17 protein-coding genes are annotated in these 14393 nt (G+C 30.2%); 10 read left to right on the top strand and 7 right to left on the bottom strand.

The window, feature by feature from the left end:
* Positions 1-10 precede the first annotated feature (10 nt).
* From ACQYZ7_RS12960 to ACQYZ7_RS12950, 3 genes are all read right to left on the bottom strand, one after another.
* Positions 11-673 (bottom strand): hypothetical protein, encoded by a 663-nt coding sequence (locus ACQYZ7_RS12960; protein ID WP_430730148.1) that lies wholly within the window; start codon positions 671-673, stop codon positions 11-13.
* 268 nt (positions 674-941) lie between these two features.
* Positions 942-1598, bottom strand: a complete 657-nt coding sequence (locus ACQYZ7_RS12955) for a response regulator (RefSeq protein ID WP_430730147.1) — start codon at positions 1596-1598, stop codon at positions 942-944.
* Between the two features lie 218 nt (positions 1599-1816).
* Positions 1817-2251 (bottom strand): DUF4293 domain-containing protein, encoded by a 435-nt coding sequence (locus ACQYZ7_RS12950; RefSeq protein WP_430730146.1) that lies wholly within the window; start codon positions 2249-2251, stop codon positions 1817-1819.
* A gap of 199 nt (positions 2252-2450) precedes the next feature.
* Here ACQYZ7_RS12950 and rho point away from each other — a divergent pair, with 199 nt between their 5' ends.
* Entirely contained in the window at positions 2451-4100 is a 1650-nt protein-coding gene (gene rho, locus ACQYZ7_RS12945; RefSeq protein WP_430730145.1) for a transcription termination factor Rho, read from the top strand.
* A gap of 44 nt (positions 4101-4144) precedes the next feature.
* On the opposite strand, the gene ACQYZ7_RS12940 is transcribed toward rho, so the two are convergent.
* The 3 genes from ACQYZ7_RS12940 to ACQYZ7_RS12930 are packed head-to-tail and all read right to left on the bottom strand — an operon-like array spanning position 4145 to position 5674.
* On the bottom strand, positions 4145-4693 hold the full coding sequence (locus ACQYZ7_RS12940; protein ID WP_430730144.1) for a 5-formyltetrahydrofolate cyclo-ligase: 549 nt from the start codon (positions 4691-4693) through the stop codon (positions 4145-4147).
* A 4-nt stretch (positions 4694-4697) separates the two neighbouring features.
* The gene (locus ACQYZ7_RS12935; protein WP_430730143.1) at positions 4698-5063 is read right to left on the bottom strand and encodes an MmcQ/YjbR family DNA-binding protein; all 366 of its coding nucleotides are present in this window, start codon (positions 5061-5063) and stop codon (positions 4698-4700) included.
* Complete coding sequence (locus ACQYZ7_RS12930) at positions 5063-5674, bottom strand: DUF4230 domain-containing protein (protein ID WP_430730142.1); 612 nt, start codon at positions 5672-5674, stop codon at positions 5063-5065. Before ACQYZ7_RS12930 ends, ACQYZ7_RS12935 begins: the two co-directional genes overlap by 1 nt.
* Positions 5675-5827: 153 nt before the next feature.
* Here ACQYZ7_RS12930 and ACQYZ7_RS12925 point away from each other — a divergent pair, with 153 nt between their 5' ends.
* The 6 genes from ACQYZ7_RS12925 (at position 5828) to ACQYZ7_RS12900 (ending at position 10804) form a co-directional block, all read left to right on the top strand.
* Positions 5828-6925: a sensor histidine kinase gene (locus tag ACQYZ7_RS12925; RefSeq protein WP_430730141.1), complete on the top strand. Its 1098-nt coding sequence runs from the start codon at positions 5828-5830 to the stop codon at positions 6923-6925.
* A gap of 5 nt (positions 6926-6930) precedes the next feature.
* The gene (locus ACQYZ7_RS12920; protein WP_430730140.1) at positions 6931-8256 is read left to right on the top strand and encodes a sigma-54-dependent transcriptional regulator; all 1326 of its coding nucleotides are present in this window, start codon (positions 6931-6933) and stop codon (positions 8254-8256) included.
* A 182-nt stretch (positions 8257-8438) separates the two neighbouring features.
* On the top strand, positions 8439-8606 hold the full coding sequence (locus ACQYZ7_RS12915; RefSeq protein ID WP_430730139.1) for a hypothetical protein: 168 nt from the start codon (positions 8439-8441) through the stop codon (positions 8604-8606).
* A 68-nt stretch (positions 8607-8674) separates the two neighbouring features.
* Positions 8675-9976: a Glu/Leu/Phe/Val family dehydrogenase gene (locus tag ACQYZ7_RS12910; protein WP_430730138.1), complete on the top strand. Its 1302-nt coding sequence runs from the start codon at positions 8675-8677 to the stop codon at positions 9974-9976.
* A gap of 11 nt (positions 9977-9987) precedes the next feature.
* Positions 9988-10407: a GreA/GreB family elongation factor gene (locus ACQYZ7_RS12905; protein WP_430730137.1), complete on the top strand. Its 420-nt coding sequence runs from the start codon at positions 9988-9990 to the stop codon at positions 10405-10407.
* A 10-nt stretch (positions 10408-10417) separates the two neighbouring features.
* Positions 10418-10804 carry a hypothetical protein gene (locus ACQYZ7_RS12900; RefSeq protein WP_430730136.1) on the top strand — a complete coding sequence of 129 codons (387 nt, stop codon included), beginning with the start codon at positions 10418-10420 and terminating at the stop codon, positions 10802-10804.
* A gap of 96 nt (positions 10805-10900) precedes the next feature.
* On the opposite strand, the gene ACQYZ7_RS12895 is transcribed toward ACQYZ7_RS12900, so the two are convergent.
* Positions 10901-11899: a helix-turn-helix transcriptional regulator gene (locus tag ACQYZ7_RS12895; protein WP_430730135.1), complete on the bottom strand. Its 999-nt coding sequence runs from the start codon at positions 11897-11899 to the stop codon at positions 10901-10903.
* A 180-nt stretch (positions 11900-12079) separates the two neighbouring features.
* On the opposite strand from ACQYZ7_RS12895, the gene ACQYZ7_RS12890 reads away from it, so the two are divergent.
* From ACQYZ7_RS12890 to ACQYZ7_RS12880, 3 genes are read left to right on the top strand one after another with little or no spacing between them, the layout of a single operon-like run.
* Entirely contained in the window at positions 12080-12409 is a 330-nt protein-coding gene (locus ACQYZ7_RS12890) for a hypothetical protein (RefSeq protein WP_430730134.1), read from the top strand.
* 5 nt (positions 12410-12414) lie between these two features.
* The gene (locus tag ACQYZ7_RS12885; protein ID WP_430730133.1) at positions 12415-12702 is read left to right on the top strand and encodes a hypothetical protein; all 288 of its coding nucleotides are present in this window, start codon (positions 12415-12417) and stop codon (positions 12700-12702) included.
* 24 nt (positions 12703-12726) lie between these two features.
* Complete coding sequence (locus ACQYZ7_RS12880; protein ID WP_430730132.1) at positions 12727-14298, top strand: PepSY-associated TM helix domain-containing protein; 1572 nt, start codon at positions 12727-12729, stop codon at positions 14296-14298.
* Positions 14299-14393 lie beyond the last annotated feature (95 nt).

Raw genomic sequence — 14393 nt, 5'->3', positions numbered from 1 at the left:
AAAATTTTTGTTAGATTAATTCTTGGATGATTCTAGGTTTTCTTTCAGCTGTTTCTTCTTCTGTTCTTCCAGAATATTTATGATTGACAAAATCTAACTTAAGCATTTTATCAGAATTCATTTCAAAATGTCTAGAAAATGTTTTTTTAAGGCTTTCACCAGCAGATAAATGTATTTCATATACATCTAGGTTTTCGTTATAAACGAAATCTGTGTTTACATTATCATTGACAGTAAAATCTAATTGATATGTTCCGTCACCATTTGCTGTAATACTATATGAGTTTAAAAACTCTGTAATACCTTTAGCAAAGGTAATATTTTCATCTTCAACATATATATTAGTTCTTTTGCCTTTGTTAGCTTCTAAAAAACCAATTTTTAAATGATCATTTTCTATAGAAAAATCATTTGAGTGTTTAGTAGCTGTTTTTTGCGGGGTTTCAGCTAAAACAATTTCTTTAGAGTTGTCTACATTAGTTAATGTAGTTACATCAGTATTATCTGTTGTATTGAAATCAATAGAGTATGCACCAGTAGCATCTCTTTTAAGTGTATATGATTGTAATAAATTTTCAGGATTATTCTCTATAACCTCTGCTTCGTTAGAAGAACAAGAAGCAAAAATAACACTAAGGCTTAAAACTAGGAAATAAGGAGTAAATTTTTTCATGACTTATGGTGTTTTTTATTGAGATTAGATTTTTTTAAAAAAATAGCGATGTACTTAGGATAGATGTTAAGAGATTGGGGGACGATATCTCTTAGGGGATAAAAGAAAACAAAATGAAGGGGTTTTCTATACTATGTTAATTAACGCGTACATCGCTATTGGGTTTATTGTTTGTAGTAGTTGATTAGCGATGTATGAAGTGTATAGACTCGGGGGGCTTCTTCTTAATCTGGGGGACTAAAGAAAATTTGAAGGGTTGATTATGTCTTTACACTATTTTGTTTCTCACGGCATACATCGCTAAACCTACTACATTTTTTACTTTTAATTTTTTATATAAATTACTTCTATATGTTTCTACTGTTTTAATACTGACATTTAATTTATCTGCAATTTCACTGGAACTTTTCTCTTTAGCAATTAACTTTAATACAGCAATCTCCCTCTCAGTTAAATCTCCATGCAAAAATTCAGGTTCATGTTCATCTTTTGTATCTGAAGCATACAGGTCTAATAATTTTACTTTAATATCTTCACTAATATATTGTATGCCGTTGTGAACAACTTTTATGGCATCAATTATTTGTTCATTAGCTCGACTTTTATCTACAAAACCATTAGCGCCTAACGCTATCATTTCTTGAACAAGTTTTGGGTCGCTTAAACTTGATAGTATTATCGTTTTAATGTTTGTATTACGCTTTTTAAACGTTTTTAAAACTTCAATACCATCCATTTCAGGCATGTTTATATCTAAAACTAATACATCTGCTGTATTTTTGGAAGACCAATTTACTACTTGTCTGCCAGTTAAAGAAAAACCCTCAATTTCAATGTCGTCTTCAGTATTTAATAAAGCAATGACTCCGTCTATTAAAATCTTATGGTCATCTGCTATGTGAACTTTTATCTTGTTGTAATTCATGGTTGTTATTACAGTTACAAATTTATGAGGTTAAAACAGTGTGTACAATACACAATATCCCTAATCGTTTCGTTAATGACTCAGGGTTAACCCTGAGTTTTTTTTAACATTTTTTTAACATTTAAAGCTGTAGGCCTTGAATATCCTAGGAAACAAAAATAAAAAACCGAGATTTAAATCCCGGTTTTTTTCGCACTAAATATACTAAGATGTTAGGTTTATCGTAATCTATCTACAGATTTTACAAGATCTTCATCCTTCTTAATGGCTCTATTTGCTAAAACTAACAGCAAAATAACAACGATAGGAAAGAACATCCCAATACCTTTCTCAGAAACCGAAGCTTCTCCAGATAATGTTTGTGATAAATAAATCAATAGTCCTAATAAAAAAAGGTTTATCAAAATGTTTAAGCGGTTTAGTACAAATTGTAACTGACGATTTTTAAATAAAAATATTGTAACAATAGCTACTAAAGCTGAGATAAAAAATAAAGCAGGAACACTTTTTTCTAAGATTGAGTTCCCAGAAAGTAAATCTAAAACATATACAGTATTAGTATGGGAGTTACTCCAAAGACTAAATAGAAAAGTCAATCCTCCAGAAATAATTCCTGCTACTAATAAGTATATAGATTGTATTCTTTGTATCATAATTTTTTATCGGGAAGCAAATGTAATACTTCTTTTTTTAAAAAGAAATATTAGAAGTTAAAATATTTGTATATATTTGCCTTGTATGTAACCGCACAAAATTATTATATAGCCCCTATATAATTAGCACTCAAAACAAAACTTAATACAATATAATTCTTTACACATAAAGAATTTTAGTAACTTAATTATTTAACGAATGTTCGATATTTCGGAATTAAAAACTAAAAAATTAGCTGATTTACAAGTTATTGCTAAATCAATAGGATTAACAAAGATTAGTCAACTAAAAAAATTAGATTTAGTATACAAAATTTTAGATGCGCAAGCAGAAGCAAGTGCTAATGAGGCTAAACCTACATCTAAGACAGAAAAACCAAAAAGGAAGAGAATTAATAAAACAGAAGCTAAAGCTACTGCTACAACTGCTGCTGAAAAGCCAGAGAGTAAAGTTGTTAATGAGCCTGAAGTAAAAAAAGCTGCAGAAAAAAAGGAAGTTGTAATCAAGCCAAAACAAAGGCAAGAAGGAAAGGAAGTTGTAAGCAAGCCAAAACAAAGGCAAGAAGAAAAGAAGCAAGTTAAAGCTTCAGATGATAAAAAACAGCAACAACCTCAACAACAAAAACAGCCGCATAATAAACCCCCTAATAGAGGTAACAAGCATAATAAAAATCAGAATAGTAATAAACAACATCACAAAAGCGGTAATAAGTATCGTGATCCAGATTTTGAATTTGATGGAATTATTGAAAGTGAAGGTGTATTAGAAATGATGCCTGACGGATACGGGTTTTTACGTTCTTCTGATTATAATTATCTATCATCACCTGATGATATTTATGTATCACAATCTCAAATAAAATTATTTGGATTAAAAACAGGAGACACTGTTCGTGGTAATGTACGTCCTCCAAAAGAAGGAGAAAAGTACTTCCCGTTAATTAGAGTTTCAAAAATTAATGGATTAAATCCGAATATTGTTCGTGATCGTGTTTCTTTTGAGCACTTAACTCCATTATTTGCTGAAGAAAAATTCAACTTAGCAGAAAAAGGAAGTTCATTATCAACTAGAATTATAGACTTGTTTTCTCCAATAGGAAAAGGACAACGTGGTATGATTGTAGCACAGCCTAAAACAGGTAAAACAGTGCTGTTGAAAGATGTTGCAAAAGCTATTGCGGCAAATCATCCTGAAGTATATCAAATAGTTTTATTAATTGATGAACGTCCTGAAGAGGTTACCGATATGCAACGTAGTGTACGCGGTGAAGTAGTTGCTTCTACTTTTGATGAACCAGCTGATAAACATGTTCGTGTTGCTAATATCGTATTAGAAAAAGCAAAGCGTTTAGTTGAATGTGGGCATGATGTTGTAATTTTATTAGACTCTATTACACGTTTAGCAAGAGCTTACAATACAGTAGCACCAGCATCTGGTAAAATCTTATCAGGAGGTATTGATGCGAATGCATTACATAAACCAAAACGTTTCTTTGGTGCAGCTCGTAACATTGAAAATGGTGGTTCGTTAACTATTATTGCTACTGCACTTACTGAAACTGGTTCTAAAATGGATGAGGTTATCTTTGAAGAATTCAAAGGAACTGGTAACATGGAATTACAATTAGAACGTAATATTGCAAACCGTAGAATTTATCCTGCAATTGATCTAATTAAGTCGAGCACACGTCGTGATGATTTATTATTAGACGAAAAAACAGTACAACGTATGTGGGTATTGCGTAAGTATTTAGCAGATATGAACCCTATTGAAGCAATGGAGTTTATACAAGATAGAATTAAAAGATCATTAAATAACGATGAGTTCTTAATTTCAATGAACGGATAATCGTTAGTATATAAAATAAAAAATCCCGCTCTCGGCGGGATTTTTTATTTTGGGTATATCACAAAATCTAAAGGGACATCAAATTCATGAGTATCTTCTATTTCTTTGATAGGAGAGAAGAAGTTGAGTCCTATAGTTTGAGTGTTTTTTCTACATTCTGATAAAAATCTGTCATAAAACCCTTTTCCGTAACCAACTCGATAGTTTTGTTTGTCAGAAATTAGCATTGGTACAAAAACCAAGTCGATATCTTTTACATTGGTTTCTTTAGCTCTTATAGGTTCTGGAACTCCAAACTTATTAAGTTTTAGTTTGGTGTCTTTTTCAAAATAGAAATGAGTCAGCGAGTCATCTTCAAAATTACAACGACTAACAATAATTCTTTTTCCTTTATCTCTAAAAAAATCAATGATAGGTTGCGTATTTATTTCATTGAACTTCTGCATGGATAAAAATAAATGTACAGTACGAATATCATCAGTTTTTAATTTAAATATTTGCTGATAGATGCTTTCTTGTAGTTTTTCTTTTTCTACTTCAGTAAGTGTATTTCTCTTCTGTTTGTATAATTTTCTAAGTTCAGACTTAAGCATTTGGTTATAATGATTTTAATTCTTCTTGAAGTTTTTTAGGTAAACTCTTTACAATTAAATCGTAAGAATGACCTATTAATTCAAAAGCAAAAATATCTGAAACATCATTGTTTAAAGTAACTGTGTTCCAATGTTTTTTACTCATGTGAAATCCTGGATTAATACTTTCGTACTCAGCTCGTAACTCTAAAGCACGTTCAGGATCACATTTTAAATTAACCTTAGGCTCGTGTTGCTCCCAACTATCTAAACCAGATAAAGCAAACATTTTATTCATTACTTTAAATACTAAAACATTATCATCAAAAGGAAAGTGTTCAGTTACTCCTTTTTTGGTAATGCAATAGTTACGAAATTCTTCAATATTCATTATTCGATTAAATTTTGAGTTGATTCAGGAATTTTTAATGCAGAATAGTCTAGTTTCCATCCAATAGTTTCTACTAAATTTTGCATTAAGGAAACAGCTTCCAAAGCTTCTTTGTTTGCGGTTTGCATTAGGTTGCTTTCAGGTATTTTTTGAAGAATATGCTCTTTGGCCTCTTTGTTTACTTCGGTTAAATCTTCCGAGCTAAACTTGTTAAGTAATCCGTTTTGAATATCATAGAAACGTAAATTAGGTTCTATTGAAAATACTTCAGGTTGTGGAAATTCAGAGAGGACTAATACTTTTTTCTTAGTATTGGTATGCATTTTTATTTTTCTAAAATCAAAACCAATATGAACTTTTGCATTAATTAAAATAATAGCTTTTTTCTTACTAGTAACAAGCCCTAAAAACTTCTCTTTAGTATTTTCATGATGATATATCTCTGCAAATTCCCCTTCAATAGTAATTAATTTAGATACTTTTTTTATTTTATCTAACAAAACTACCGATTGTTTTTCGGTTAAATTTTTTCTTCTTACTGAGGTGAATTTTTTAAAAATGTAATAGGATATAATAGCACCTCCAGCTAAACCTATAAAAAGTAATTCCATAACAACGAATTTACATAAAATAGATAAAGCATAAAAAAGAGAATAAATGAATAAGATAGTTTTTATCATAAAAGCTAGCTAAGGAGAGTTATTTTGTATTTTTATTCCCCGAAAACATAAGTGTTTATCTGAGTTTAATAAAAAAAGCTACTAATGAAGTCAGGGAGTACAACAGAAAAAGAACTTAAAGAACGTATAAAGGAGTTAACCTGTCTTTATGAGGTAACATCTTTAATAATAAATGCAAACTTAGATCAAGTAGATATTACTTTAAAAGCGATAGCTAAGAGTTTAAAAAGAGCGTTACAGTTTCCCAAAAACACTCGAGTTTTTATTGATGTAAAAGAGTATTCTGAAAAGAAAAATAATACAGAAGAAGAACTATGTATAATTTCAAGTACTATTCCGGTATTTAATATACCTAAAGGAAAAATATCAGCATTTATAAAAGGTAAAGAACTTAAAGATAACTTATACCTAAAGGAAGAAAAAGAACTGTTTGATACCGTAGCTATAAAAATAGGAGGGCTTTTAGAACGTATTGAAATAAAGAACAACGAGTTGTCAATGAGACGTAAAATGGAACACGCCGACCGTTTGTCAATCTTAGGAGAATTAACAGCAGGTATTGCCCATGAGTTAAATACTCCACTAGCCAACATATTAGGTTATTCAGAGCTGTTAAAAGCAGATATGCACAGTAATGAAAAGACTTTAGCCGATGTAGAGAAAATTATTCAAAGCGCAATTTTTTCAAGAGAAGTAGTAAAAAAACTTATGTATTTTGCTTGTGAGATGCCACAAGAAATGAAGGAAGTAAATATTATTCCAAGTATAAAAGATGCTATAAATTTACTGGACGCTACTTTTAGAAGACAATCTGTAAAGTATTTAGTAAAAGTAGAAGAGTCTGAATTATGGTTGCGAGCAGATACGGTTCAGCTTACTCAGATTATTTTTAACTTAATTATAAATGCTATTTACTTTTCACCAAAAGAAGGGCTAGTTACCATTGAAACATTTCAAATAGATAAAGAAGTAGTTTTAAGAATTTCAGATGAAGGAAAAGGGTTAACTGAAGAAGCTCTTGAAAAAGTGTTTCAACCTTTTTTTACAACCAAGCCAACAGGTGAAGGAACAGGTTTAGGACTGAGTGTTGTGCATGGTATTGTATCGAGTCATAAAGGAACAATAACAGCTAAAAATGGCATTGAAAAAGGTGCTATCTTTGAGGTGAGGTTACCAAAATAAAAGAAATGCCGTTAAAAAAAGAGAATATACTTATAGTTGATGATGATGTTCATATCTTAGAATTGTTGCATCGACACTTGCAATCATGGAATTATCACACTTACAAAGCAGTATCGGTTAAAGAAGCAGTCACAATTTTAAGAGATACTTCAATAGACTTGTTAATTACAGATTTGAAAATGCCTGAAGTAGATGGTTTTGAGCTTGTTAAGTTTGTTTCAGAGCATTATCCAAAACTCCCAAAACTTATTGTAACCGGATATCCATCTGTTCAAGATTCGCTTGAAGCCATTAAATCAGGTGTGGTAGCATATCTAACCAAACCGTTTACTAAAGAAGAGTTGAAAATGGCAATGGATGATGCATTGAAAAAATCAGAAATAAGCCAAAAAAAAGTTCCTCAAGAGAAAGAGAAAAAGGATTTTTATGGAGACATGATTGGAGCTTCAGAAAAAATTAATGAAATTTTTCAAATAATAGATCGTGTAAAAAATAACAAGGTAACGGTTTCTATTAAAGGGGAGAGTGGAACGGGAAAAGAATTGGTAGCGCGCGCAATACATTATGAAGGGAAGTTTACTAAAGAACCATATATAGCTGTGAACTGTGGTGCAATACCAGAGAATTTATTAGAGTCTGAGTTGTTTGGTTATGTTAAGGGAGCTTTTACAGGGGCGGAAAGTAACAGGAATGGTTTTTTTCAAGCCGCAAATGGAGGGACTATATTTTTAGATGAAATAGGTAACGCTTCTTTAAATGTACAGTCAAAATTGTTAAGAGCTTTACAAGAAAAAGAAGTGGTAAAAGTTGGAGCTCAAAAAGCAGAGAAAGTAGATGTTAGGATTATTGCAGCAACTAACAACAACTTAAAAGAAATGATTCAAAAAGGAACATTTCGAGAAGATTTGTTTTATAGGTTAACGGTAGTAGAAATAGAGGTACCACCTTTACGAGAAAGAAAGGATGATATTTCTATGCTAGTAGAAAAATTTCTTTTTAAGTATGGTGTTGAATATAAAGATAGGTTCGTAAAAATAAGCCCTAAAGCTTTAGATGTACTAAAACGACATAATTGGCCTGGGAATATTAGAGAGTTAGAAAATATAATACAGCGAGCAGTAATTATGTGTGATCGTATAGTTGAGGTAGAGCATTTACCGGATTCGCTAAAATATAATGTTGATTTTTCAGAAGAAGGACTAATTTCCTTAAAAGAAATGGAAAAACGACATATTCAACATGTGTTAAATGCTACTAATAATAATAAAACAAAAGCAGCAAAAATCCTTCAAATAGATCGTAAGACTTTACGAGAAAAGTTAAAAGAATAAGATGTTTTTTTGAGTGTTTTTTCTCCGACTGAGGAAAAACTCCCCACTTTAATTTTAAAGTAAATTTTACAGAAACTTCTGTACCCTTTATAAACAAAGGGTGCAGAAGTTTTTCTGTTTTTTGGCATATTTAGTGGCATATCATTTGCCTTTAGAAGAGAAGAACAAAATAAATGTAATTTATGAATACTAATCCTTTTAATATTTGCCCATCATGTACAGAAATAAATACATGCGTGTTAACCAAATCTAAAGAAAAGGTGTGGTCATGTAGTGAGTATAATGAGGTGAGTGCCGAAGAAGTAAAGAGAAAAGAGGTAGTTGCAGAACAAGAAATGCAAACTGTTTAAGGGAGTCAGGTATGAATAATATAAAAAGTAAAATTTTAGGCAGTAAAATAAATTCAAACATAAGTGAGATGACATTAACCAAAGAATTAAAAAAACCAACGAAGCGAAAGAATGCTAGAGGAATGGTTGATAATGTACTAGAACAGTTTAATAGTGCATCTGATCAAATTGGTTTACACCCTAATATTCGTAAAATATTAAGTATTACGAATAACGAAATTATTGTTAATTTTCCTGTAAAGATGGATAATGGAGGTGTTGAAATTTTTCAAGGATATCGTGTACAACACAATAATGCATTAGGTCCGTATAAAGGAGGCTTGCGTTACCACCCAACGGTAGATATTGATGCAGCAAGAGCTTTGGCAATGTGGATGACATGGAAAACATCTTTAGCTGGCTTACCATACGGAGGAGGTAAGGGGGGGATTCAAATTGATCCTACTAAATATTCAAAAGATGAATTAGAGCGTATTACTAGGCGTTTTACGTTTGCCTTAGGAGATAATATTGGACCAGAACATGATATTCCTGCTCCAGATGTAAATACAAGTGCTCAAACTATGGCGTGGATGGCAGATACGTATATGAGTACTAAAGCACCTGCAGAGCGTTCAATGAATCAACATGTAGTAACAGGGAAACCAATAGGAAGTGGTGGACTTGAAGGGCGTGATAGAGCAACAGGTTATGGAGTTTTCTTAACTATTAAATTTTGGGTAGAACAAAATAATGAGAGTTTAGAAGGTAAAACTTTTATTGTACAAGGTTTTGGTAATGTTGGTTATTGGGCATCATACTTTTTAGAAAGAGAAGGAGCCAAAATGGTAGGAGTTCAAGATGCCTACGGAAGTATTCAAAATATAAATGGAATCAAGGTAGAAGATCTTTTTAACTATACAAAAGCTAATAACGGAAGTTTAGTAGGATATCCAGAATCAATGGGAATAGAAAAAGAAGATTTTTTTGCTACTGATTGTGATATTTGTATTCCTGCTGCCTTAGGAAATCAAATCACAGAAGATAATGCGCACGTAATCAAAGCTAATTTAATAGCTGAAGGAGCAAACGGACCTATAAATGTTGAAGGAGAAAAAATTCTTTTAGAAAAAGGAGTAACAATTATCCCTGATATATTATGTAATTCAGGAGGAGTAATCACTAGTTATTTTGAGTGGCTTCAAAATCGTAATGGTGAGTTATGGAATATGGAAGAGGTAATTACACGATTAGACAAGAAGCTAAAAGACTCATATACTAGAGTTTCAGATTATGCAAAGTTAGAAGGTGTAGATATGCGAAAAGCAGCATATTGTATAGCTATACAACGTATAGAAAAGGCGTATGTTCAACGAGGTATTTTTCCATAAAAAGCATTAAAATGAAGCACGGAAGTTTAGTTTTAGAAAAAAAGGAGTATGTATACATTAAGAGCTTACTAAATGTTTCAGAGCATACTGAAGAAGGTAAAGTACAGACATCATTAGATAAGTTTGCTGAGGAATTAAAATCGGCTAAGATTTTAGATGAAGAAGAAATGCTAGATGATGTAGTACGTTTAAATACTGTTATAACTATAGCTTCTGGTGATGTTTGGAAAAAAACTATTCAGATTGTAAAACCAATTGAAAAAGATTTGAAAAACAATAAAGTTTCTATTTTAACACCAATAGGTATAGCTTTATTTGGCTATGCTTTAAATGACGTAGTTCTCTGGGATTTACCAGGAGGGAAGAAAGAAGTTAAAATTTTAAAAGTCAATCAAGAGGAGGGGAAAGAGAGTTTTAGTACCTTAATTTAAAGATAAAAAAATGACACTTAATAATCACGGTAGCGATATAGATGTTGTACACAAGTATAATTATGCAGAACTAAAAGGATGGGTAGATCAGTTACAATATATCAATAGAGAAATTGAGAACCTTTTAAGCTTATATGAGCATTCTCTAATCGATAAAGCTATTTCTGAAGAAACGTTGAAACTTTTTTCTGAGAGGAAAAAAGTAAACAATGAGCTTTATAAAACTGTTCTATCATATTCAAATACATACGTTAATGTAGCAGAGTGTGATGATATACAGTGCGATATGGCTTATTTAGGAGAGTATGATAGATTACGTGAGAATTATAAAAATAATTTGGAAGCTTATCAAAAACTTAAAGACAAGTTTTTTGATGAAGTCTTATTAAAAGAATAGCATTCTTGTTAAGCAAGTATGTTAGATTTGTAGAGTTAGTTGTAAAACCTTGGAATTATGTAGTTCCAAGGTTTTTTTATCTAAAAACTAGAACTATTAATTTTTTATTTTATAAGAACTTAGTTCACTTAAAAATTTACTAGGAGAAGTACCAAATTTCTTCTTAAAAGCAGTAGAAAAGTGTTGTGGATTTTTATAACTTACCTTCTCAGAAACCTCATTTACTGTATAGCCTTTTAATAGCAGTTCTTTAGCCTTATTCATTCTTAAGTTAGCAATAAATTTAAAAACGGTTATGCCAAATGCAGTTTTAAAGCCCTTTTTTAAAGCATATTCATTGGTGCCAATTTCTTTACACAACAAAGATAAGGTTAGTGGAGATGTATAGTTATTAAGTATATATTCATAAACTTTTCGAATTTTGTTAGTTTCAGTTGTAGTTAGCTTTGTTGTGTTTTTTTCAAGAACACTAGGAGTAAACTGATAAAGTTGTAATAAAAGAAGGTCTAATATTTTAGAGGTAATATGTATTTTCCGAAAATGATTATCCCATTCAGAATCAATAACTTCTTTTATTAAAAAATGCATTTTTGAATTTATTAAGCAATTTTCCGAATTAATTTTTCCGAATTTTTTATCATTGATTAACCTTTTAAAATCATCAAACCTAATATCATCGGGTAAATACTGAATAAAAAATAAGGGAGATAAGTTAAGGCGTACAATAAAAGATTCAGAAGACTCACACTCTAAACAACCTTTTGTATTACTATAAAAGTTAATATTATGTGAGTTTGAATTAAAAGAATATTTACTTCCTTTTTCAGGTATATGTATAGTAAACTTACCTTGTAAATTGAATAACATTTCTATACTCTCTCCTTTAATATTAAAATGTATTCTATAGCCTTTTATGGTTTTTATAGAACCAAAACCTATTTTAAAGTTTTCAAACACATGTTCTTTATACCAACCTTTAAAATTATCGTCATTAAAGTTGGTTATTAGGGTTTTATAAAAATTATCATTTGTCTTTTTAATATTAGCTAGCTTATCAAAAACAGCTTCTTCGTTATTATTTATAGTGACCTTCATGTTTTCTTATTCCGTTTAACGTATGTTTTTTATCCGTTTAACGTATCCCCCGATTTCCGAATAAAAATTAGTTTTGCAGAAAACAAAAATAATTTATTTTTATTTAGTCTTAATAAGTAAAAATGATTTTAACATAAAAATAGTAGGATTGATTTAATTATAACTTATAAAAAAATTAACATGTTAACAATTATAGGCTGCTTAACCCTTATAGGTTTTTATTTTTTATACAGTACTTCAAGTAGAGCAGATTTAACGTTTTATTTACCTCTTCAGAAATGGATTAATGAGAATAAAATAAAAGGGAAGTATATAGGTTTAGTCTTGTTAATTATTGGGTTAGCTAGTACAGTTTTATACTTGGGTTTTGGTGCAGGAACATTTTCATATATAATACTACTAATGTTAGTAGCAAGCTTAGTTGTTTTAATAGAACCTTTACGTTTTTTAAAACTTCCAATATTAGTTTCTACAATTATTTTATCACTATTGTTTGAAATTTATCTTTAATAATTATGCCAGCAAATAAAAAATATTTAACAAATTCAGCTACACAACGCATTGCAAAGATAAGTGCTGGTTTTATAGGTGGATATATTGTGACAGAAACTTTTCACATGATGTTAATGACTTTTTTTAGCATACCAAATGTAATAATGACACTACGTTTTTTTGGGTTTATTATGTGGGCAGTTTTAATGATTTTTGCCTTTTTAGCCAAAAGCGCATGGAAAATATGGGTGCTTTATATTTTTGTTAGTCTTCTATTTATTACAATAATTTATTTAAATACTCCAAATTAACTAAAACAATATCAAAATACCATTATGGCTAAGAGAGTATATAATATAATGTTTCATGCACATACCATTAGTGGTATTGTTATTAGTGCAGCACTATATGTTATTTTTTTTACAGGATCTATTTCTTTTTTAAGAGATGAAATAATAGCTTGGGAAAGAAATGAGCCCGTTAAAAAAAATTTTTTTTTAGAAGGAGATTTTGATGCTTTATTAAATAACCTAGAAGAAGAGTATTACCTAAATGGTAGAGATATTTCTTTCTATAGAAACGTAGAAGGACAAAACGTAGTTACTAGAATGGGGCGATCTAAAGATACACTAGCTCCAAAAAAAGAACCTAAAAGAGCTTTTTTTTACACAAATTTAAAAACCTTTAAAAAAGTAAACTATGCTCAAAACTATTCTTTAGGAGAATTTTTTTACAGATTACATTTTTTTGCACAACTAAATTTTTACGGACGATCAGGTTATGTTTTTGCAGGCTTAATAGCTTTCTTTTTCTTGTTTGCAATTATAACAGGAATTATCGTTCACTGGAAAAAAGTAGTACCTAATTTTTACCAATTTCGACCAAAAACGAAATGGAAAACTATTTGGACTGATGCACATGTTGCACTCGGAGTAATAGGGCTACCATATCAATTTATATTTGCTGTTACAGGAGCATACTTAATTATTGGTTATATGATAATGTTAGTACCTGTACAAAACTATATTTTTAATGATAATTCTAAAGCTTTAACTGAAGCATTGACTCATGAAAAAAAAATAAACTATGAGTACAAAGCTATAGAGTTAGGAAAAACGATTTCTATTAATGATTTTTTACTTAGAACAAAAAAAGAATACCCTAGCTTACAATTAAATAGCATCGAAATATTTAATTATGGAGATGCAAATATGCACGTAAAAGTAGGAGGATATCCAAAGTATAAGGATAACTTTTTAAGTTCAGGATCAATCACATTCAAAGCAGTAGATGGATTTATAGTACAAACAAAAGATTCAAAAAATAGCTTATCATATATAGAAGGAGCTACAAATCTTTTAAAAAGATTACACTTTGGAGATTTTGGTGGTTATGGAATGAAATTAATTTACTTGGTTTTAGGTTTTGTCACCTGTTTTGTAATCATATCTGGTGTACTTATTTGGTTAGTTGCAAGAGATAAAAAAAGCGTACCTAGTTACAAACGTAAATTCAACACTTGGTTAGTAAATATTTATATGGCTATATGTTTAAGTTTATACCCAATGACTGCTTTTGTTTTTGTAGTCGTTAAATGTTTTTCAAACAGCAATGGAGACAATAAAAAAGTATTTATTTATCAGATATTTTTCTGGGGATGGCTTATGTTAAGCTCACTTTTTATTGTAAAAAAAGACAATTACTTTACTAATAAAATATCTCTTTTATTAGGCAGTATTTTAGGATTCCTAGTACCTATCTCAAATGGTGCTATTACTGGCAATTGGCTATGGATTTCTTTGCAAAAAGGATATTCGCAAATTTTTGTGGTAGATGCTTTTTGGTTGCTACTTTCAATAACTTCACTTAGTATTTTCTTTAAAATAAAAAGAAATAAAAAGCTTTAAAAGAATCATCTTAATAATCAGTATCATTTACTCCGTTTAGCGTAGCTAATTATCCGTTTAACGTATAAAGCTTACAGTTTTATAAGAGTAATTTT

It is taken from the genome of Tenacibaculum sp. SDUM215027 (assembly GCF_050566205.1).
GTDB lineage: Bacteria > Bacteroidota > Bacteroidia > Flavobacteriales > Flavobacteriaceae > Polaribacter.
The sequence above is the reverse complement of the archived record's forward strand: the minus strand, read 5'-3'. Positions and strand labels throughout refer to the sequence as shown.